Source organism: Marinomonas sp. NPDC078689 (assembly GCF_044542435.1).
GTDB lineage: Bacteria > Pseudomonadota > Gammaproteobacteria > Pseudomonadales > Marinomonadaceae > Marinomonas > Marinomonas arenicola.
The window spans coordinates 144,594-166,468 of record NZ_JBITUJ010000004.1 but is presented as its reverse complement, the minus strand read 5'-3'; the positions used below and the strand labels follow the sequence as shown (position 1 = coordinate 166,468).

The window sequence follows — 21,875 nt, the reverse complement described above, 5'->3', positions numbered from 1 at the left end:
GAGACCAGCATGATATTCGAAGGGCAAGCCGTAAAAGTCGCAATGGACGACGCTGGGGTGGCAACTGTCACACTGGATTTGGTGGGCGAATCGGTCAATAAATTCAACAGTGTCACCTTGAATGAATTGGCTGAGGCCGTTTCTATTCTTAAGCACACTGATGATTTGCAAGGGGTAATCTTTGCCAGCGCAAAAGACGTTTTTGTGGTGGGCGCAGACATTACCGAATTTACTTCTTGGTTCAAACTAGAAGACGAAGAGTTAACCGACAAACTGCGTCACGCGCACAGTATTTTTAACGACATATCACACCTATGTTGCCCAACCGTAGCGGCGATTAATGGCATCGCATTGGGTGGTGGCATGGAGTTGTGTTTGGCGTGTGATTACCGAGTCATGGCAGAGACCGCTAAAATTGGTTTGCCAGAAACTCAGCTGGGTATTTACCCAGGTTGGGGCGGCACGGTTCGTCTTCCTCGTTTGATCGGGGCGGATAATGCGTGTGAATGGATTTGTGGTGGCGCGCAAAAACGCAGTGCTGATGCCTTAAAAGATGGCGCAGTAGATGCGGTTGTTGCCGCAGATAAAGTACAAGAATCAGCACGACACCTGATCCAGCAAGTGCTGGATGGTAAGTTGAATTACCGTTGTCGCCGTGATGAATTGCGCGCGCCAATGCAATTCTCTCCTATCGAAAAAATGATGGTGTTTGAATCGGTTCGTGGTGTGGTTGGTGCTAAAGCCGGTAAACATTACCCAGCGCCAATGGCGGCCATCAAAACCATCGAAAAAGGCATTAGCCAAGAGATGGAAAAAGCCCTTGAAACAGAGATTAAAGGCTTTGTTAAATTGGCCAAAGGCCCAGTGGCAGAATCTTTGGTTAACTTGTTCTTGAGCGACCAAGCGATTAAGAAAAGTGCTGCCAAGTATGCGAAAAACGCAACGCCAGTGAAGCAAGCCGCAGTATTGGGTGCGGGTATCATGGGGGGCGGTGTCGCGTATCAATCCGCGTCTAAAGGCACACCTATCATTATGAAAGACATTCGACCAGAAGCGTTAGAGCTTGGGTTGAGTGAAGCCAATAAACTCTTTAATGGGCAAATTGAACGTGGTCGTTTGACTGCCGCTAAAGCGCTTAAAGCAATGAATGGCATTACGCCTGCGTTGAGTTATGGCGAATTTGCGCATGTTGATCTTGTTGTTGAAGCCGTCGTAGAAAACGTCAATGTCAAAAAATCGGTATTAGCAGAAACAGAAAAATACCTTGCTGACGATGCGATTCTGGCCTCTAACACCTCAACCATTTCGATTACCGAATTGGCGAAGGATCTAAAACGCCCAGAAAACTTCTGTGGTATGCACTTCTTTAACCCTGTTCACCGTATGCCTCTGGTTGAAGTAATTCGCGGTGAAAAATCCAGTGACGAAGCGATTGCCAAAACCGTTGCTTACGCACAAGCCATGGGCAAAACGCCTATCGTGGTAAATGATTGCCCAGGTTTCTTGGTCAACCGTGTGTTGTTCCCTTATTTCGCGGGCTTCTCTTTGATGATGAAAGAAGGCGCCGATTTCCAACTCGTGGATAAAACCATGGAACGTTTTGGCTGGCCAATGGGGCCTGCTTATTTGTTGGATGTGGTTGGGGTTGATACGGCGTTTCATGCGGATCAAGTGATGGCAGAAGGCTTCCCTGATCGAATGAAGCACGAGGGTATTAATGCGGTCGATTGCTTGTTTAAACTAGAACGTTTTGGACAGAAAAATGGCAAAGGTTTTTATGCCTATGAGCCAGACCGTAAAGGCAAGCCGAAGAAAATCTTTGATGCCGACATTATTGAGATTTTAGCGCCAACGGTAGCGTCTCATACAGAGCTATCAGAAGAGGATATTATCGCTCGAATGATGATTCCATTGTGTATTGAAACGGCGCGTTGCTTGGAAGAAAACATAGTGGCGTCTGCGGCGGAAGCTGACATGGGATTGATCTACGGTATTGGTTTCCCTCCATACCTTGGTGGTGCCTTGCACTATCTAGACCAAATGGGACTGCAGGCATTTTGTGAGCTTGCAGACAAATACAGCCACTTAGGTAAGTTGTACGAGCCCACCGCGAGAATGCGTGAAATGGCAACCAACAACGAAACTTATTACGGCAATTAATTACCCTAGGTCAGAATAGGATAGAGGAGAATATCGATGAAATTGAATCCAAATGATGTCGTAATTATCGACGCAGTTCGTTCACCAATGGGTAAAACGAAAAATGGTGTGTTTCGCAATGTGCGCGCAGAAAACTTATCTGCCGAATTGGTCAAAGCCTTGTTTAAGCGAAACCCAGATGTAGACCCTAAAGACGTAGAAGATCTAATTTGGGGGTGCGTTAACCAAACCCTAGAACAAGGTTTTAACATGGCGCGTGCGGTATCGTTATTGGCTGGATTGCCGATCACAACGGCTGCGCAAACGGTAAACCGTTTATGTGGTTCGTCGATGTCGGCGATTCACACCGCGTCCCAAGCCATTATGACAGGTCAAGGTGATGTGTTCGTTGTGGGCGGCGTTGAGCACATGGGGCATGTGAACATGATGCACGGGGTCGATGTGAACCCTGCGTTGTCAAAACACATGGCTAAAGCCTCCATGATGATGGGTGTAACGGCAGAAATGCTGGGCAAAATGCACGGTGTAAGCCGAGAAGCACAAGACGCGTTCGCCGTGCGCTCTCATCGCTTAGCACATGAAGCCACCTTACAAGGTCGCTTTGACAATGAGCTGGTGGCCATTGAAGGGCACGATGCACTGGGCAATAAAATCCTAGTGGAAGTGGACGAAGTGATTCGCCCAGAAACCTCCATGGAATCGCTGGCCGGCTTGAAACCTGTGTTTATGCCTAAAGTTGGCACAGTAACGGCGGGTACGTCTTCGGCGTTATCCGATGGCGCGTCAGCCATGCTGATGATGTCAGCGAAGAAAGCCGAAGAGCTTGGGCTAACACCGATTGCCCGTGTGCGTAGTATGGCGGTAGCGGGTTGTGATCCAGCGATCATGGGTTATGGGCCTGTGCCGGCGACTAAGAAAGCGCTTAAACGTGCTGGTTTGACGATTGACGATATTGATATTGTTGAGTTGAACGAAGCCTTTGCCGCGCAATCTATTCCTGTTCTGAAAGACTTGAAACTGATTGATCTGGTTGATCAGAAAGTGAATTTGAATGGTGGTGCGATTGCCCTTGGTCATCCTCTAGGTTGTTCAGGAACGCGTATTTCTACTACCTTGCTGAACGTCATGCGTGACAAAGATGCCACGCTCGGGCTTGCGACCATGTGTATTGGCATGGGTCAGGGTATTGCCACAGTGTTTGAACGTATCTAGCTTTTTTGTAGAGTGCCCCCGCGCTCTAGGATTCTCTTTTTTTAGCCTCGCTTTTGCGGGGCTTTTTTTTGGACTGAACCTCGCCTTTTCACAATTTGTGATAGGCACTGATAGAGTGATTGGCTATGCTGGGAGAGCAGTTTTGAAAAGGCGTAAATTAGATGGCTATCGCTCTATTAGTTTTAATTTATTAGATGTGAAAAACAAATAGGGATATAACTATGGGTAAGAGATGCCAAACGTGATGATTAAACACGATCACACGAAAGAATATTAAAGAAAGCAAAGCAGGAGAGCAGTATGTCTAACGAAGGTAAGTGTCCATTTGGTCACACAGCACCGGTTTCTAATCAATCAGCGGGCCGTGGTACATCCAATAAAGATTGGTGGCCTAATCAATTAAATATCAACATTCTTCACCAGCATTCAGCGAAATCCAATCCAATGGGTGATGATTTTGATTACCCAAAAGCATTCAATAGTCTTGATTTAGCGGCCCTTAAAAAAGATTTAACCGATCTAATGACAGATTCTCAAGATTGGTGGCCAGCCGATTACGGCCATTATGGTCCTCAATTTATCCGTATGGCATGGCACAGTGCGGGTACTTACCGAACAGCCGATGGCCGTGGCGGCGCAACGTCTGGTTCACAGCGTTTTGCTCCTTTAAACAGCTGGCCTGACAATGTTAACATCGATAAATCGCGTCGTTTGCTTTGGCCAATTAAGCAAAAATACGGCAGCAAAATTTCGTGGGCCGATTTGTTGATCCTAGCAGGTAACGTTGCTCTAGAATCGATGGGCTTTAAAACATTGGGCTTTGCCGGTGGTCGTGTTGATGTATGGCAGCCAGAAGAAGACATTTACTGGGGCGCAGAAACAGAGTGGCTAGAAGAAAGCGGCGGTAAAGACAGTCGTTACTCTGGCGAACGTGAACTAGAAAATCCGCTTGCCGCAGTGCAAATGGGCTTGATCTACGTTAACCCTGAAGGCCCAGATGGCAAACCTGACCCATTAGCGTCAGCGTTGGATATTCGTGACACCTTTGGCCGTATGGCGATGAACGACGAAGAAACCGTTGCTTTGATTGCTGGTGGTCACACCTTTGGTAAAGCACACGGTGCTGGCGATGCCGCGCAAGTTGGACCAGACCCAGAAGCCGCTGACATTACTCAGCAAGGTCTAGGTTGGGCAAATAGCCAAGGCACAGGCAACGGCGCCGATACCATTAGTAGTGGTCTTGAAGGCGCATGGACGAAAAACCCAATCAAATGGGACAACGGCTTCTTTGAAAACTTGTTTGACTACGAGTGGGAACTGACCAAAAGCCCTGCAGGCGCTTGGCAATGGTCGCCAAAAGGGACCGCTGGCTCAAACAGCGTGCCAGACGCTCACGATGCAACAAAACGTCACGCACCAATGATGTTTACGTCTGACATGGCGTTGCGTTTAGACCCGATCTACGGGCCGATATCGAGACGTTTTTACGAGAACCCAGATCAATTAGCGGATGCTTTTGCTCGCGCTTGGTTCAAATTAACTCACCGCGACATGGGGCCTGTGTCTCGTTACTTGGGCGAAGAAGTGCCTTCTGAAGAGTTGATTTGGCAAGACCCGATTCCGGCTGTTACGCATGAATTGGTGAATGAGCAAGATGTGGCGGACTTGAAAGCGACGGTATTAGCGTCCGGTCTAACGGTTTCTCAACTTGTGTCTACCGCATGGGCATCGGCTTCTACTTACCGTGGTTCTGATATGCGCGGTGGGGCAAATGGCGCTCGAATTCGCTTAGCACCACAAAAAGATTGGGCAGTAAATGAGCCTAAGCAACTGGCTAGTGTATTAAGCGTACTAGAAACCATCCGCGCTGAGTTTAATGCGGAGCAGGCTGACGGTAAGCAAATTTCCTTGGCCGATTTGATTGTGTTAGCGGGCAGTGCCGCGGTTGAGAAAGCGGCAAAAGACGCAGGCAAAGATGTGATCGTGCCTTTCACTCCAGGTCGTGCTGATGCTTCTCAAGAGCAAACCGATGTTGAATCTTTTGATGTGCTTGAGCCAGAAGCAGACGGTTTCCGTAACTACAAAAAAGGCCAGTACACGGTATCAGCAGAAGAAATGTTGGTTGATAAAGCGCAATTATTGACCCTTTCCGCACCAGAAATGACGGTGTTGCTTGGTGGTATGCGTGCCTTGGATGCCAATTTTGAGCAGTCAAAACACGGTGTCTTTACCGATCGCCCTGGTGTGTTAACCAATGACTTCTTTGTGAAATTATTGGATATGGACATCAAATGGTTTGCTCAATCAGATGACCAAGAAGTGTTTGACGGTCGTGATCGTAGAACCGGCAAGATTAAGGCAACGGCAACACGCGTCGACTTAGTATTTGGCTCAAACTCGCAACTAAGAGCCCTTGCAGAAGTGTACGCAAGTTCAGATGCACAGGATCGTTTCGTCAATGAGTTCATTGCAGCTTGGACGAAGGTGATGGAGTTGGATCGTTTCGATCTAGCGTAACCAACATACGTAACTCCTCAAAACCCCGCTTTTAGACCTGAAAGCGGGGTTTTCTTTTTAATTCCTCTTTATTGACTTTATAGCCCCTTCCTCTGTCATCCTTTATGCCAATAATACCATTGACTCGTTAAACTGAATGGTTTGTCTACGAGTGTGTCTATGTGGGTGTGCAGGCAAAATTGCGTACTTCGTGGGTTGATCCTGTCTAAAAATGAGTCTGTTATGAATGTTTCTGGTTTGGGTGTCATTGCTGTATTGGAAGCCTGTAAAGGGGTGTTGGCTTTATTGGTCGCGGTCGGTGTGCACGCATTGGCAGGGGTGGACCTTCATCAAGAAGCGTTAAATGTATTTGCTTACCTGCACCTTGCTGCGAGCAATCATTATGTTGAGATGTCATTGCACAGCATTGATAAAATCACCAACTCTGGATTAACCATGGTGACGACCATCGCACTAGGCTATGCCTTGATTCGTTTTATCGAATCTTATGGTTTGTGGCATCAGATGCGCTGGACAGAATGGTTTGCTTTCTTGAGCGGGGCTGTGTATTTGCCGTTTGAAATTTACGAAGTGGTAAACGACCAAAATGCGATCACAATTGGTGTGTTAGTCATTAACCTTGTTGTCGTCAGCTATATGTATTACGTGTTAAAAAGCGGCTCAGGTAAGCACGCACCACAAGAGAGCGCATCTCGGGTATCTCATTCTCTTTAACCCTAATTTGGGTCATTTCTATTGCGCCGACTCAGGCGCGTTTACTCTGTTCCTGCATTGCTAGCGCCCTGTGCTCAGAAAACGGCATGGGCTTTCTTGTGTGTCACAAGCGAGTGACTAGACGCGCTTAAATTGAGTGAATTTGTGTCACCAAAAGGCGAATCATTGCCTCTTATATCTTTGCGTGTTTTCAGGTATCTTGAAAAAGACAGAGAAACATATGTTTCTTTTATGTGTATATGAAATTTTTGTGTCTTTCTTGCGATTCATGGAATGAATCGTGCTACACCAACTTACCGTGTAACAAAGAGGATATCGAACCATGAAAGCATTGATTATAGGGGCGGGGATTGGTGGCATGGCAGCCGCAGCCGCTTTAAGACAGCAAGGTATTGAGTGTGATGTCTTTGAAGCCGTGAAAGAAATTAAGCCAGTAGGGGCCGCTATTTCTGTTTGGTCTAATGGGGTGAAATGCATGAACCATCTTGGTATGGGACACATCATGGATGAGCTCGGTGGTCCGATGCGAAATATGGCGTATCAAGACGGTAAGACAGGTCAGGTGATGACGCAATTTAGCCTTAAACCTTTAATTGATGAGGTGGGTGAGCGACCTTGTCCTGTGTCGCGAGCTGGGTTGCAGTCGATGATGGTAGACAGTTGGGGGCGAGACAGCGTCCAATTTGATAAGCGCATCGAACGAGTCGAAGAGACGGAACAAGGGGTGAGTGCCTATTTTACCGACGGCACTGTGGCTCATGGGGATTTTATGATCGCGGCCGACGGCGCGCGTTCCGTAGTGCGCGGCTATGTGCTTGGTATGGAGCTTGAGCGTCGTTATGCAGGCTATGTGAATTGGAATGGCTTGGTGGCGGCCGATGCATTAATTGCCCCACTCGATCAATGGACAACCTTTGTCGGCGAAGGCAAGCGGGTGTCTGTGATGCCGATTTCAGAGCAGCGCTTTTATTTCTTTTTTGATGTGCCATTGCCTGTCGGCTTAGAGGAAAACAGAGCGACCCTAAAAGACGATTTGAAAGGGTATTTTGCCGGCTGGGCAGACCCTGTACAAAGGCTTATCGACGCTTTGGACCCAGAGACAACCAATCGAATTGAAATTCATGATGTAGAGCCATTTGATACCTTTGTAAAAGGACGAGTGGCTTTATTGGGCGATTCAGCCCATTCCACCACGCCAGATATTGGTCAGGGCGGCTGTTCTGCGATGGAAGACGCGGTTGTGCTTGGAATGTCGTTTGCGGACACGCAAGACATAGAATCTGCCTTACAAGCTTACCAATCGAAACGCCATGAGCGAGCAAAAGATTTAGTACTGAAAGCGCGTAAACGTTGCGATGTAACCCATGGGAAAAACATGAAAGTGACGCAGGCGTGGTACGACGAGCTAAAACAAGAGCAAGGCGATAATATCATGGCAGGATTAAAAGAAACCATTATTGGTGGGCCGTTAGGCTAGCATCGAAGAAGGTTATCATGCCCATCTAAGCCGTTTGCTAACCAGAATGCTTATTAGAGACATCACCATTGAATTCTGCTTTAAATGGGTGTTTGATGAGAGTGGGATGCAGCGCACTTGGTAAGCAGTGCACGAGAGCTTGGAGGGGATGATGGCCAGTGGATGGGCGCAAGATGGCGCCGTACAAGAACAAATTGATGCGACGGTCGATTCGGCCGTTGAGCAGGCCAAACGTCGACTTCCAAAGGGCGAGAGCCTTACCCATTGTGAAGAGTGCGATGCGCCTATTCCTGAGCGTCGTCGGCAAGCCATTCCTGGTGTGCACTTATGCATACATTGTCAGAGCGAGCTCGAAAAAAGCGACAAAGGGGCGGCGTTATACAATCGCAGTGGCAGTAAGGACAGCCAACTAAGGTAATGTCATGGGGTGTTATTATCGACAAAACAGTGCCTCGCTGTTTTTTTAACGTCCTGTTTTGCCTAAAAAAGATCCGTTGTTGAGTCGCATCACTTGGATTTAGTACAAAATAGAGGCGCTTTTTACTCACTAAAGGCAATCTAATGCATTGATGAGCGTAAAGATGCATCTAGTTCTTATTTACTACGTTTAATTTCTCTCTATTTTTTGTATGCTATGCGCTAAGTTTGGGCGATAGGGTAAGTATGAATTTTCGTTGTGTCATCATCTCGCTGTGTTTTATAACAGGTGCTGCTTGGGGGGCATCTAATTGTGAGTCGGAAAAGAGCAATCAGGCATTTAACGCGTGCTTGATTAAATCGTTAACATCCGATTTTCTACCTCCGAAGGCAGACAATGGTCAATGGGTTTACAGCCTGCATCCGAATACAGAAAAGCAGAAGCGTTCCACTTTCATCGCGACGTTACTTTCTTCTTCTAAAATACATTATCTTGATAATCCAGTGGCACTGACGGTGCGTTGTGATGATGCAAGAACAGAATTAGAGATTCACTGGGATGGCATCACCATCAAAGAAGGGCGAGTCAATATTACGTACCATTTTGATGACGAACTTCCACAGCCAGCTCAATGGCCTTTATCATTGGCTCAGCAATCGGTTTATGTGTCGAACCCGGGTAGCTTTATTCAAACATTGGCAACCAAGCGGGCTTTTCGTGTCCAGATCTCTTCGCAAGACGCGCCCACTGTCAGTGCGACCTTCTATTTGAAAGGGCTGAAAAATCTACTGCCTCATATGAAAGGTGTGTGTTTTTAATTTACGCGTGTCTTTATATCGAAAAACACCAAAAATTGATGCTATACGGGCTGACTAAATTTAACTTCGAGAGTGTTGGAAAGTCTTTGAGCTTCACTTTCCCGGCGTTAAATTTTGGTTTACTGCCATTGATGCGAATTTTCTTCGCCGTCAGCGAATCCGCCGTCATTTCAAAACGTTTCTTCTTGACTCCGAACCCTTGGCATTGAATACGCTTAGGGTAGGGCGTCATATTAATAATCAGTAAGGTGCATTTGCCTGCTTTTTTGGCGCTGTGGCAATAAACCAAGACCTCTGGGTCATTGCTATTGACGGCAAACACCGTATCTCCCATGAGTTTTTTCCATAGCCAGCTCAACCAATAATCTGGATTGGGTTTCATGCTTTCTTTATTGATTAACGCATAATCGCCGCCGATCAAGCTTTGTCTTACCATCACTTGTTGCCCTAAGCGCGCACCACGCCCTAACTGATCGGCCCACCAAAACGATGACGCAAAGCGATCGGATAAATGACGCTCGCCGCCGCATTGAGCCGAGCCGGTTTCCCCCGTCCAAATTTGAGCTTGGGGTTGAAAGCGGTCGCGGTATCTTGTCAGCTGAGATAAGTACTTCTCATAATCCAAAAACGACTTATAAGAGAGTAAGTTCTTGAGTGTTGCTGGGCGAGTTTTGACCGGCGAGCGGCTGCTTTGAAAGGGGTAATAATGCCAATCGACAATGTCTAATGGCTCTTTGATCGACGCCAAAAAAGTGGCTGTCAGATTACTAATGGGGCGGATTGTTTCGCCGATTCTTGGCCAGAAAGCACTGCCAGGGCCGGCTATTTTGCTGTCTGGGCTGTGGGTTCTTATGGTGCGAATAAAGCGGTCATAATCCTTGGCTAAGTTTTTCGCCAAGGGTTGCGAGCTAAGGCCATGAAACGCCCAATAGGCATTGAGTTCATTGCCGAGTTCACAAACCGCAATTTTTTGCTGGTGGTCGTTACTGTATTTGAGCAATGTTTGTATTTCATCCGGCTGCCAATGACCGTGTAATGACTGACGAAAAAGCCCGTATTTAAACGTAAACATCAGCGCTAATTGATGGCGTTGGCAAAAAAGGTGCAGCGCGTCCCACATGGCGTGGCTTAGTACTAGGGCATCGGGCTGCTCAGGTGGCGCGTTAAAATAATGAAGTTTGTCTGCTTCAGAGCCGCCAATACGCAAATAGGCTGGGCCTAAGTTTTTCACCAATTTATTGAATTTGCTTTGTTGTAAATCCAATGGCGTGGCTTTTTGAGTGCCTAGGCCTTTGCTGCTTTTTTGACTGCCGTCCCACCATAAACCACCGGCTAGTACGGAAATATCAATGGAAAACGACAAGTAGTTGGGGTCGATCGTATGTGGCGACTGGGCTGTGTTTAAGCTAACGGTGACCTGTCTTGGATTGCGAGTAAGTTTGGGTTTGTAGAAACGAAATCGAGTGCGATCTGAGGTCATCAAGGTCATGTTCTCCTGCTGTTACCTGCCTTAGCATGCAAGAAAAAGATGACACTTATATTATGGCGCGTAGTGGTGGAACGAACCGCGTTAAGAGATCATTAGAACAATGAGCAGGTTATAGACGCTTTATTGCGAGAGGTCGCGCATACTTGTTGATAGGCATTAGGGTCTTGAAGTAACTGATAATGGGCATCAGAGTCGCGACACATGGCAACGAATTGATCGTACACGTTGTCATAACGTTGTTGGCGGAAAAACAGATTTTGTGGCGAGTGGTCGTCTCTTTTTTCGAGATTACTCTCGAGACGGTCTTCGGCTCGGTCAGCCAGCTCTGTTAATCTGTTGTAGTGAATGCGCACCTCATGACAATAAGCGCTGTTTGGGTTGATCTTCTGACATTCGACCAGTTCAGATTCCAGTTCACCGAGTTGTCTATTGTAAGCTCTGAGGTTGGCTTTGGCGCCATTATTCAGACCTCTTGAGGTGTCGCGAGCGAAGTCCGCTTCATCGATTTTTTGCTTGAGTCGATTTAAATAGTTTTCTTGTTTTAAGCAGGCTTTGCCAAAGGTGACTAAATCCATCGCGTGAACCTGACTGCTCACAAAAGCTAACCAGCAGATGAATGCCGTATTAACGAGTTTTTCTGTCTGGTTAGAAAAATGACGCATCATAACGTATTTATATCCTACTCAAAGTAGCGCTAAGTCTATCTTAATATGGTTCATCTTTTATACCGTCATTTACAGGTATAAGACATATTGTCAAACATTCCCCGTAAACCTTTTATCAAACAGACGCTGGTGTTTTAGAATTTCGCCGATTGGCTGTTGATGAAATTAAGACAACGCCAGCAAATAGTTGAGTGATTTAAATTTAACAGCGTAAAAAATCATTTAAATTCAAATAACATTCCCTCATCGCGCTTCTGCGGTTGCAATTTATTGCTTTTCATCGAATGATTTACCTACCCCGAAAATACACTGTCTGGATGATAATGTGAATACAGAATCAAACGCCTATGGGCTGTCTATACATCCTATGCGAGAAGAGCTTTACGCCGAATTACACTCTCGGCCTTTTCAGGTACTGTCTAGCCCCGCCCGCATCAGTTATTTGGCGGTTATGCTTAGCCCTGACCATAAACAAAAAGAGTTTGAACATTTTTGTTGTCTCTATGAAAATTTCCAACAACAACCGCCGAGCCAAGAGGGCGTCTGTTATGAAGTGGATTTTGGCTCATTGCGTGTGCGTCGTGAAAAGCACTTAGAGTTCACCTCTTATATGTTTATTAACACCAAGACGAATGAACAAGTGAGCCCTTTTGATAGCAATGCTTTGTCGGCTTTACCTCAAGGTTGGTTGGCGGCGTTACCTGGGACGATTATTGCCGCCTTTCACATTGCCATTGAAGATGCTCGCACACAGCCAGAGCCTGATTTGCTGTCGGTAAAAAGTGGCTTTGAAAGCATGCGTTTAGTGGGAAGTCGTCCACAAAATGGTGACGCGCAAGTCTGGACAACGTTTCAGTTACACAGCGATGGCTGTGGCCGTTTTTTGATATACAACAAGAACATGAGTGATAGCCAGCTGGGTCGTATGGTGCAGCGTGTGGTGGAGATTGAAACCTATCGCTTAATGGCGCTATTGGGCTTGCCGATCGCCCGTAAATACAACTCGCAATTGGCGAAAATGGACGAACAACTCGCCACCACTACCGCGCGTTTGGCGGATTCTACTGAGCAGCTGGATGAGCAAGCCCTGTTGGCTGAGTTGATTGATATGGCCGCGTGGGTCGAAGCTGCCAGAGCGCAAACAACCTTCCGCTTTAGCGCCACCAATGCTTACCATGATTTGGTGCTTAAACGGTTAACGGAACTCAAAGAAGACGAAGTGTCGGGGCATTTGACCATCACTGAATTTATGACAAGACGCCTGACGCCAGCGGTACGAACCTGTAAAGCCACAGGGGATCATTTGGAAAACTTGTCACGTCGTATTGACCGTGTTTCGGACATGATGCGAACGCGAGTTGAAATGTCGATACAGTCACAGAACCAACACCTTCTTGCGTCTATGGATAGGCGTTCTAAAATCCAATTGGCGATGCAGCATACGGTCGAAGGTTTGTCGGTTGCCGCGATCAGTTATTATTCGGTTGGTTTGCTTAAATTTATCATCGAAGCTGTCTATGACAAGGGCGTGCATTTTGATAAAAGCCTTGTTATTGGCTTATCTGTGCCGCTTGTTGTTGGCGGTGTCTGGTTTACGACGCGTAAAATACACAAGCGTTTTTTATTGTTAGCCAAAGCACGAGAAGAGCAAGAAAAGCGTTCAGAAAGCAAAAAATAATCTGACTCGTTATGCCTTTTGAAAAGCTCGAGTGACGGTAGAAAGCACACTAAAGAGACCCACTAAGGTTGCTTGCTTATGTATGTGTTGCTGTTTTGTTTGGTCGTCGATATTGGGATTTACCTGTTCAGCCATCCGCCTTTGTTGGTGACCTCTATCATCAGAGGCTTGTTTGGTGTCACTGGCATGATCGCCTTTAGCGCAGGTATTTGGTGGGTACTCACCTTACTGGGCATTGGGGCTATGATTCGTCTAAAAACAAAAATAGGCGGTGCCATTGTCGTGACAGTGTCTGTGAGCTTGTGGATGCTGAATATTTTAAGCCCGCTTGGGTCGATGACGCTGGCGCTTGAATACCCTAATCTTATTTGGGGGATGCTAGAGCTATTTTATGTGCTGATGTTAGTGGCAATAGAATTGATGATATTCAAACGTTAGTGCCGGCGGATTAAATGCCATGCTGGCAAGAGGCTATTTAACATAGACCGCAAAACACTAAGAACAAGATGAATAAAAATACCGCTCAAATTGAGCGGTATTTTTGTTTTCAACGCGGTGTCTGTGTTTCTAATAAACGCAGGGAAGGCGAAACGCCAATGATTCTACATAAGAGGAAAGGCAAGATCGTAGATTTTACCTTGGCCTTTTTCTGCATGAAACTGCGTTGAATAGTTATTGTTTTCTAGCTTGATAATACCCTGCTGAACAAGGCTATCGATCAAGATGTCTGATTGCTGTTTCACTTCTGGCGCATTCAGAGGAGCGTACATTTTTTTCGCAACATAGTGTTGAACCGCACTGTGTAACAAGGTTTGGTCCATCTTCACATTGGCATTAACAATCGCGTTATACAGCCAAAATCTTGGGTCGTTCATTTCCGCGATAGAAGGGTTTTTAATGTCTGCTAAGTGGCTGGCTAAGTTCGCTGTAAATTTGCCGTCCTTTGTTTCGCCGCTGAACTCCACAATATTAAATTCAGGTTTGCCTGCCAGTAGGGTGTCCAAATGCTGTTGCAAAAAGGCAAATTGCTGATTGGGTGTTAAGCTGACCGATTCTTTGATGAGCTGACCGTAATCCAGAAACACTTGGTTGTCTAAATTGTTTAGCTCGGTAACAAGGTTAAGATCGTTGGCTTGAAACCCATCGACGTCTATTTTCTTAATGGCGTAGCCAATTTGCATGCTGCCTAGCTGGGTGCTGTCATCGAGTTTGGTTTTTAAGGTAACCGCAAGCTTGTCAAATTCACCCTGTGGTACTGTGGTGATTTGCTCTATGTTAAGACCCATGTTGCCATTGTAGAAGCCTTCGCTACGAATGGTTGCCCAATCGGCATCAAGATCTAGGTTCAAGGTGACGTTTTGCAAGGTGGTGGTGGTTTGTTCGCTGGCTGTTGCGGCTTTAAAACCGCCGTTATAAATGAGCTTGTCGTTGGCGAGTTTGCCATGACCGCTATATTCACTAACCGACAGTGTTTGCGCCTTGTTGCTAAAGGCTGGGATGTAATCTGCAAACTGTAAATCACCAAATACGTTGCTGATCAGAGATAACGTATAAAGCGGCGAGTCGGCGCCCCAGTTTAGATAATGGCGTTGTTCATCGCCTTTTAATTTAACGTCAGTGCTGAATAAGCCAATCACACCTTGTGGGGCGAACAGAAGAGGGCCGAACTGGGTGTCTAGTTCGAATTCAGCGCTCAATTTTTTACCTTGAAGAGTCGGGGCTATCGTCGTTGTATCAATATTCACCAAGACTTTGCTTGTTGATCCAAACCAGCTTGACTCAGTTGACTCAATTTTTGCACTGTAGCCTGCTTCACTGTTGATGTTGTCGATAAAGTCAGTGAGTTTGGTTTGGTATTCGTTGGCAATGAATTTGGGCGCAATAAGGCACGCTGCAACAAGAGTGAGTGCAGATACTCCGAGTATTTTTTTCACAGGAACTTCCTTTTCATGGATACAGTATTAAATTGCCAGCATCATACAAGGAAAGTTGGGGTCAGTGAAACGGTGAAGCGTCGATTAGTCAGTGAAAATACCGTCAAATCAGCGAGTCGTTAAGCAAATAAGTGTGTTTCGCAATAAAAATTCAACATTGTCACTAAGAAGTCACAATTCTAGGCTATATGTGTGCAATATTTTTTCTATTATTCGACATTTTTTTCGCGTTATATGTGGAATCATTGCCCGTTAGAATTCTAGGCCTAATTGTGGCAATCAATTAAAGTAATTGGAGTGTATATGGTACCTTTTTTATCTGTTGTTCTGCCTGCGAAAAATGAACAGGGCAACATTGGGGTATTGATTAGAGAGATTCATGCGAGTTTATCGCCGGAGTACGCTTTTGAAGTCGTGTTAACGGACGACGGTAGCGACGATAATACGGCGCAAGTGGCTATTAATACGGCCAATGAAATTGGTTGCCAGTTACAAGTTGTCTACCACGCTAAGAGCTGTGGGCAAAGTACGGCCTTGTCTTCCGGTGTGCGCCATGCCAAAGGCGAGTGGATCATCACCTCTGACGCCGACGGTCAGAATGACCCTATTGATTACCCAAAGCTGATTAGCGAAGCCGAAAAGCTCACCAGTCAGCATTTTTGTGTGGCAGGCTACCGTAAAAAACGCCTAGATACCGCTTGGGTGCGTTTTCAGTCTCGTGTCGCGAATAAGATCCGCCAAAGCTTGTTAGACGATGGTGTGCCAGACTCTGGTTGCGGTCTTAAATTGTTCCCTAAAGCAACGTTTTTGACATTGCCTTATTTTGATCACATGCACCGCTTCTTACCGGCTTTGATTAAACGCATTGATGGCGACATTGTGGTTTGCCAAGTTAATCATCGTGACCGTAACGCGGGTGTGTCGAATTACAATGCATGGAATCGTGCTTGGGTCGGTATTGTCGATATCATTGGTGTGATCTGGTTGAAGAAGCGAGCCAAACACCCAACCGTTGCGAATGTGTATTCTAATCAGGACTAATGAATGAAGTGGGTCAAACTGGCTTTAGTCTGTGTATTTGCAGTTTTGCTCTTTTCCGGCGTACTGAATCCTATTCTGGCGCATATATCTGACAAAAACTGGTTGTCTGGCTATTTGACAGACAAGGGTTATGTTGGCTATTCGTTGATTGTTTTGGCGTCGTTTGCTTTGGTCGCCGCAGGAGGGCCAAAACAAGTGGTCGCCTTCGTGTTTGGCTATGTATATGGGCCCATTGTTGGCACGATAGTGACCTTGCTGGTTTGCTTGGTGGCTGCGTTGGCAAACTACATGGTCGCAAGAGTCTTGTTAACCCATACCTTGGCGCGCTTTTTTCCGTTACGAATGAATAAATTTAACCAGTTTGCCAGCCGAGCGCCATTCATGAAGATACTCATGCTGCGCTTGCTTCCTGTTGGCAGCAATCTAGTCACCAATATATTGTCAGGCAGTGTTTGCGTGCCGTTGTGGGCGTTCATAACCGCCAGTGTCATTGGTTATTTACCACAAACGCTGATTTTTGCTTTGGTGGGTCATGGCATAAACGGAGCGGATCACGCGATGATTTATATCAGCATTGGCTTGTCGTTATTAAGTTTTATCCTGACAGCATTAATTTACCGAGATCATCTCAAATACAAACTCTCTACTTTACAGGTTGAAGGCAAGGCATCATGACGGTACCGAAAATGTTCGACAATGACGATTACTCAAAAACACTTTGGCTATTGTTATTGATCGCGGCTGTGATTATTTTGGCAGGCATTGGGTTGCGTGACCCTTGGCCAGCCGACGAACCTCGATTTGTAGAAGTCGCCAAAGAAATGGTGAACTCAGGCAATTGGTTTTTCCCTATGCGAGGCGGGGAGTTGTACCCAGATAAGCCGCCTGTTTTCATGTGGTCTATCGCCGCGCTTTACTGGCTGACTGGCAATTTATCTACCACCTTTTTGATTCCCAATGCCTTGGCCAGCTTATTGTCTGTTTTCTGCGTGTTTGATATCGCAGCGAAACTTTGGAATGTTAAAACCGCACGTAACGCTGTGTTGTTTTTACTGATTGCACCGCAGTTTATTATCCAAGCAAAAAGCGCTCAGATCGACGCCATGGTCGCTTGCTGGATTACGGTGGCCATGTATGGCTTATTGCGACATTTCTTTTATAAAGCAAGCTTGGCTTGGTACTTGGTCAGTTGGGCGTTTATGGGCTTAGGGATTATTACCAAGGGCGTGGGCTTTTTGCCATTGCTGTTACTGATCCCAATACTGATGTTGCATTTCACTGGTAAACACCGCTTTAGTAAGGAGCAGGTGAACTGGCGTTTGTTGCTCGGCCCGATTGCGATGTTGTTGGTGCTGGCTGCATGGTTATTGCCAATGTTACACATCGCCGACACAAGCAATAACCCTGACTTCACCGCTTATCGAGACAACATCTTGTTTAAGCAAACAGGCGAACGTTATGCCAACTCTTGGGGGCATATTAACCCTTGGTATTACTTTATTCTGAGCGTGATTCCGGCGTTCTGGTTTCCTATGTATGCCTTCTTGTTTAGCAAGCCTTTTTGGCGCGACTTGAAAGCGTCTCCTATCATGATCAGTCTGTTGGCTTGGGTTGTGTTGGTGGTTTTGTTCTTTAGTATTAGCCCTGGTAAACGCGGTCTTTATATTTTGCCTGCCTTGCCCATGATGGCTTTGCTCATGGGCGCACACATTACCAATGTGGGCATTCGACCTTGGTTTAGACGCGTGCTGGTCGCTGGCACCATAGTGTTTGGCTTAGTGTTTTTTGTTGCGGCTGGGTTGTGCTTTAGTCACTCTCATGTGGTGGCCAAAGAGCTGGGCGATGACACCACAAAATTTGCTTGGTTGTTTCTCGTCACTGGATTGATCTGGTTAGGTATTTTGGTCTGGAAGTGGAAGTCGATGGACTTGTACTCATTTGGCGCGGCTTTTGCCATTACATGGGTGCTTTATAGTACTTGGGGCTACACCTTATTAAACCCGATCAGAACGCCTGCAAAAGGCATTATGGACACAGTCCAGCAAGACATTGGCCCTGCGGGTGAGCTTGGCTTAACACGCTTCAAAGAGCAGTTTTTGCTGTTTAGTGATATTCCGTTGACGCACTTCAGTTATTTAACCGCGCCGCAAGAACAAGATAGAAATGCCTGGTTATGGATGAGTGAGAAACCAAATCGCTTTATCCTCTCGATACAAGACAATTCCATGACGTGTTTTGATACCAGCAAAGCGACACAGCTAGGCAAAGCCCATGGTCGCCATTGGATACTGTTGGGTGAGAACGCCATGGCAGCAAGCTGTAAGGCGCCAGACACCATCAAGCGCTATCACTTGCCAATGAAGAGAACCTATCAATAACAACCTGTTGTTTTATCAACACTAAAAAAACCGTTTGTACGCTGAGTACAAACGGTTTTTTATTGGTTTGAAAGGTCAGCGACGAATCTTAGTGTGTTGGAAACAGATCACGAAGCAGAGCAATACCGGCGTCTTGTCCGCCTTGGTTGTACGCGTCTAACAGGGCAGAGCCTAAAATCGCCACATCGGCTTTGCCAATAAGGTCTTCAATTTGGCGGCGTTCACGAAGGCCAAAACCAACGCCCATCGGTGCGTTAGCATGGGCTTTAATGTGTGCCAAATATTCGTCCATCGGGGTCAGGTTGCTGGTGCCTTCATGGCTCGAATGACCGGTTACACCTGAGCGCGCCACACAATACAGAAAGCCAGACGCTTTACTGGCGAGCATTTCGAGACGATCGCTCGGCGTGACAGGGGTCACTAACCAAATGGGATCGATGTTATTGGCTTTACAGGCGGCAATGTAGTCGGTTGATTGCTCAATCGGCAAATCCGGTAAGATTAACCCCAATATGTTCTCTTCGGCCGCACGTTTCGCCAGCTTGTCTAACCCAAAGCGATACATAGGGTTGAGGTAGCTCATCAGCACAATACGGCTCTCTGGAAAGCCTTTTGCCAGCTCGCCAAGTTGCGTTAAACAGGTGTCTACGTCGAGCGTTTGTTCTAATGCTTTATGGCAAGCCGCGACGATACTTGGGCCATCGGCCACTGGGTCAGAAAACGGAAATTGCACTTCAATAAAATCCACGCCTTCTTCCATCAAGCGAGCCATCCAGTCGAGACTTTCTTGCACACTCGGATACCCATAAACCACATGAGTCATCGACAAAATCGGCTTTTTTTGACCCGCTTGTTGGGCACTCTTTTTTTCGTGAATAAAAGCGGCTAACTGGCTCATGCGTTTTGCTCCTTGTTGTCGGTTGTCACAGGGTAAGTGGCCAGATAGTCGTTCAAGAACTGCGGAAACGCCTCGTCCTGAACGGCTTTTGCGACATTAAAAATATCTTTATCGCCACGACCGGAAAGGTTGATCACGATGCGCGATGTCTTAGGTAAATTGGGCGCGTCTTTAAAAGCACCCGCTAAGGCATGAGACGATTCCAGCGCAGGAATAATGCCTTCTTTTTTCAGTAGCAAAGTACAGGCCGCAATGACGTCATCGTCCATGGCATAGGTCATTTGGATACGACCCGTTTCAGCAAGGTGGGCAATGATGGGCGACACACCAACGTAATCTAAACCCGCGGCGATAGAATGAGTTTCTTGTAATTGCCCCGCTTGGTCTTGTAGGAACATGGTCGCAAAACCTTGTGCTATGCCCGGCTGGCCTAGGTTGTGAGAGAGGCGAATAGAGTGCTCGCCTAGCGCCAGACCTTTACCGCCAGCTTCTACGCCGACCATGGCAACGTCTTTTTCATCAAGGAAAGGCAAAAACAACCCACAAGCATTGGAGCCTCCGCCGACGCAGGCATAGAGGCGGTCGGGGAATTGCCCAAATTGTGCGACGCTTTGCTCACGCACTTCGTCGCCAATGACCGATTGGAAAAACGCCACCATTTCTGGGAAGGGCGCACAACCACAAGAGGTACCGATAAGGTAATGGCTGTCTTCGTGGCTAGAGGACCAGTCACGCAACGCTTCATCTAACGCGTCTCGTAAGGTTTGAGCGCCGGTGGTAACAGGCACCACTGTGGCACCTAATTGCTTCATCCAAAACACATTCGGGTATTGGCGTTCTATGTCTTTGGCGCCCATGTAAATAGTGCATTCAAGGCCTAAACGCGCTGCCACAAGCGCCGTGGCAATGCCGTGTTGGCCTGCGCCTGTTTCAGCGATTACGCGTTTTTTGCCCATGCGTTTGACCAATAAACCTTGGCCTATCACATTGTTCATCTTGTGGGCGCCGCTGTGGTTTAGGTCTTCGCGCTTAAGGTAAATCTGTGCGCCACCGAAGTGCTCTGTTAGATTCGCACAAAAAGTGAGTGGCGTAGGGCGGCCGGAAAACTGCTGCCATTGTTTGTGCAGCTCAGCAAGAAAAGCAGGGTCGTTTTTAGCGTCTTCGAAAGCGTGCAATATTTGCTGCTGACTCGAATAAAGGATCTCAGGAATGTAGCTTCCGCCGTACTGCCCGTAGAAACCGTTCTCGCTTTTCATGGTGTTCTCCATTTAATTATTTAACTATACCGTTTAGTTAATATAATGGAGGTTAACGGTTCACGTCAAGGTGGTTTCGTTAAATTACAAAAGGCTTATCACTCTCGTGAACGACACCTCCGCTCCCGCGCAGGGGAGAAGGATCGCTTTAGCGAGTATTTATCAGGACAGGCATGTTTAAATCCCAGTTATGGCGGGTGTTAGCGCTGTTGTTGATGGGGGTAGATTGGTCAGGACAGGCATGGTTAACGGTCGCTCTCATGAACATTAACCAGGACAGGCATGTTTAAATCCCAGTGTTGGCGGGCGTTGGGGCTGTTGTTGATGGAGGCAGATTGGTTAGGGCAGGCATTGTTAACGGTCGCTCTCATGAACAACACCTCCGCTCCCCGCGCAGGCGCGAAGAATCGCTCTGGCGTTATTCGTGAGAGCTTATGTTTTTTGCGGAGTAACTTACGGTAAAAAGAATTATAGCCGCTTCTGCAATTAACTTCTTCTATACACAGCGTTGCTGTGTTGCACTTATTATCTTAATTTAGGTTTATAAGAGGAAGCTTTTTTATTGTAAGATTTAAATTAATTGAATATCATTATCAATTAAACTTTACTAAGGAAGTGATATGAGTTTTGTAAGGATTTTGTTTGTTTTTTTGTCGGCTTTATACCTTTCCGGTTGTTCTTCAAATGCTAAAGTGGAAAATATGGCATATCAAGGTGCCGAAAAAGTATATGTAGAAGAGTTGAAAGATAATATTGAAGTGACCTCTGTTGCAGGAGGAAAAGAGAGCAATTCACTGTGGACATCACAAATTAGTAGTGAAGCCTTTTCAATTGCTTTAGAAAAAAGTCTAATTGATCAGAATTTGTTCTCTAAAAATGGTGACTATGAGCTTTCGGTAAATTTTATTAAAATCGATCAGCCTGTGTTTGGTATGGATTTTGAGGTTAAAACATACATCCAGTATAGGTTAAAAAACACTATAACTAACCATACAGTTTTCAATGAGACTGTTTTTGCTCCATATACTGCTGTTTTTGGTGATGCTCTTGTTGCTGCTGATCGATTGCGTTTGGCAAATGAAGGATCGGCAAATAAAAATATTGAAATGTTTTTAGAAGAACTATCTGATTTGAAAATACGCCCAAATCAAATCTCATTAAGAAATTAACAAGTTAGAAAATGGATTTTTTAATCTAAAAAATCAAATGTAGAGAACCTA

19 protein-coding genes are annotated in these 21,875 nt (G+C 46.2%); 13 read left to right on the top strand and 6 right to left on the bottom strand.

Annotated features, from left to right (window positions below; translation table 11 throughout):
- Positions 1-9: 9 nt before the first annotated feature.
- The 7 genes from fadB (at position 10) to ACIGBN_RS09155 (ending at position 9,316) form a co-directional block, all read left to right on the top strand.
- A complete protein-coding gene (fadB, locus tag ACIGBN_RS09185; RefSeq protein ID WP_396664992.1) occupies positions 10-2,160 on the top strand; it encodes a fatty acid oxidation complex subunit alpha FadB in 2,151 nt (716 codons plus the stop codon).
- A 36-nt stretch (positions 2,161-2,196) separates the two neighbouring features.
- Positions 2,197-3,372, top strand: a complete 1,176-nt coding sequence (gene fadA, locus ACIGBN_RS09180; protein ID WP_133001398.1) for an acetyl-CoA C-acyltransferase FadA — start codon at positions 2,197-2,199, stop codon at positions 3,370-3,372.
- A 300-nt stretch (positions 3,373-3,672) separates the two neighbouring features.
- Complete coding sequence (gene katG, locus ACIGBN_RS09175) at positions 3,673-5,889, top strand: catalase/peroxidase HPI (protein ID WP_396664989.1); 2,217 nt, start codon at positions 3,673-3,675, stop codon at positions 5,887-5,889.
- 222 nt (positions 5,890-6,111) lie between these two features.
- Positions 6,112-6,603 carry a DUF2127 domain-containing protein gene (locus ACIGBN_RS09170; RefSeq protein WP_396664987.1) on the top strand — a complete coding sequence of 164 codons (492 nt, stop codon included), beginning with the start codon at positions 6,112-6,114 and terminating at the stop codon, positions 6,601-6,603.
- A gap of 322 nt (positions 6,604-6,925) precedes the next feature.
- The gene (hpxO, locus tag ACIGBN_RS09165; RefSeq protein ID WP_396664985.1) at positions 6,926-8,080 is read left to right on the top strand and encodes an FAD-dependent urate hydroxylase HpxO; all 1,155 of its coding nucleotides are present in this window, start codon (positions 6,926-6,928) and stop codon (positions 8,078-8,080) included.
- Positions 8,081-8,231: 151 nt separating this feature from the next.
- Positions 8,232-8,498 carry a DksA/TraR family C4-type zinc finger protein gene (locus tag ACIGBN_RS09160; RefSeq protein ID WP_133001394.1) on the top strand — a complete coding sequence of 89 codons (267 nt, stop codon included), beginning with the start codon at positions 8,232-8,234 and terminating at the stop codon, positions 8,496-8,498.
- Positions 8,499-8,743: 245 nt separating this feature from the next.
- On the top strand, positions 8,744-9,316 hold the full coding sequence (locus ACIGBN_RS09155; RefSeq protein ID WP_396664983.1) for a hypothetical protein: 573 nt from the start codon (positions 8,744-8,746) through the stop codon (positions 9,314-9,316).
- 13 nt (positions 9,317-9,329) lie between these two features.
- Here the strand turns inward: ACIGBN_RS09155 and ACIGBN_RS09150 are convergent, their stop codons facing one another.
- Positions 9,330-10,805 (bottom strand): glycoside hydrolase, encoded by a 1,476-nt coding sequence (locus ACIGBN_RS09150; RefSeq protein ID WP_396664981.1) that lies wholly within the window; start codon positions 10,803-10,805, stop codon positions 9,330-9,332.
- A gap of 92 nt (positions 10,806-10,897) precedes the next feature.
- Positions 10,898-11,470 carry a hypothetical protein gene (locus ACIGBN_RS09145; RefSeq protein WP_396664979.1) on the bottom strand — a complete coding sequence of 191 codons (573 nt, stop codon included), beginning with the start codon at positions 11,468-11,470 and terminating at the stop codon, positions 10,898-10,900.
- A 367-nt stretch (positions 11,471-11,837) separates the two neighbouring features.
- On the opposite strand from ACIGBN_RS09145, the gene ACIGBN_RS09140 reads away from it, so the two are divergent.
- Together ACIGBN_RS09140 and ACIGBN_RS09135 are read left to right on the top strand one after the other, a co-directional pair.
- Complete coding sequence (locus ACIGBN_RS09140) at positions 11,838-13,148, top strand: DUF3422 domain-containing protein (protein ID WP_133002081.1); 1,311 nt, start codon at positions 11,838-11,840, stop codon at positions 13,146-13,148.
- Positions 13,149-13,226: 78 nt separating this feature from the next.
- Complete coding sequence (locus tag ACIGBN_RS09135) at positions 13,227-13,586, top strand: hypothetical protein (protein ID WP_396664977.1); 360 nt, start codon at positions 13,227-13,229, stop codon at positions 13,584-13,586.
- Positions 13,587-13,750: 164 nt separating this feature from the next.
- On the opposite strand, the gene ACIGBN_RS09130 is transcribed toward ACIGBN_RS09135, so the two are convergent.
- Complete coding sequence (locus ACIGBN_RS09130) at positions 13,751-15,082, bottom strand: YdgA family protein (protein WP_396664975.1); 1,332 nt, start codon at positions 15,080-15,082, stop codon at positions 13,751-13,753.
- 303 nt (positions 15,083-15,385) lie between these two features.
- Between ACIGBN_RS09130 and ACIGBN_RS09125 the strand changes: the two genes are divergently transcribed.
- From ACIGBN_RS09125 to ACIGBN_RS09115, 3 genes are read left to right on the top strand one after another with little or no spacing between them, the layout of a single operon-like run.
- A complete protein-coding gene (locus ACIGBN_RS09125; RefSeq protein WP_133001389.1) occupies positions 15,386-16,123 on the top strand; it encodes a glycosyltransferase family 2 protein in 738 nt (245 codons plus the stop codon).
- 3 nt (positions 16,124-16,126) lie between these two features.
- Positions 16,127-16,798 carry a TVP38/TMEM64 family protein gene (locus ACIGBN_RS09120; RefSeq protein ID WP_396664973.1) on the top strand — a complete coding sequence of 224 codons (672 nt, stop codon included), beginning with the start codon at positions 16,127-16,129 and terminating at the stop codon, positions 16,796-16,798.
- Positions 16,795-18,501: an ArnT family glycosyltransferase gene (locus ACIGBN_RS09115; protein ID WP_396664971.1), complete on the top strand. Its 1,707-nt coding sequence runs from the start codon at positions 16,795-16,797 to the stop codon at positions 18,499-18,501. The genes ACIGBN_RS09120 and ACIGBN_RS09115 overlap by 4 nt, the downstream gene beginning before the upstream one ends.
- 88 nt (positions 18,502-18,589) lie before the next feature.
- Here ACIGBN_RS09115 and trpA read toward each other — a convergent pair whose 3' ends face one another.
- From trpA to ACIGBN_RS09100, 3 genes are all read right to left on the bottom strand, one after another.
- On the bottom strand, positions 18,590-19,399 hold the full coding sequence (gene trpA / locus ACIGBN_RS09110) for a tryptophan synthase subunit alpha (protein ID WP_396664969.1): 810 nt from the start codon (positions 19,397-19,399) through the stop codon (positions 18,590-18,592).
- Entirely contained in the window at positions 19,396-20,655 is a 1,260-nt protein-coding gene (gene trpB, locus ACIGBN_RS09105; protein ID WP_133001385.1) for a tryptophan synthase subunit beta, read from the bottom strand. Before trpB ends, trpA begins: the two co-directional genes overlap by 4 nt.
- Before the next feature lie 245 nt (positions 20,656-20,900).
- Positions 20,901-21,026, bottom strand: a complete 126-nt coding sequence (locus ACIGBN_RS09100) for a hypothetical protein (protein WP_396664967.1) — start codon at positions 21,024-21,026, stop codon at positions 20,901-20,903.
- A gap of 249 nt (positions 21,027-21,275) precedes the next feature.
- On the opposite strand from ACIGBN_RS09100, the gene ACIGBN_RS09095 reads away from it, so the two are divergent.
- A complete protein-coding gene (locus ACIGBN_RS09095; protein WP_396664965.1) occupies positions 21,276-21,824 on the top strand; it encodes a hypothetical protein in 549 nt (182 codons plus the stop codon).
- The last annotated feature ends 51 nt before the right edge of the window (positions 21,825-21,875 follow it).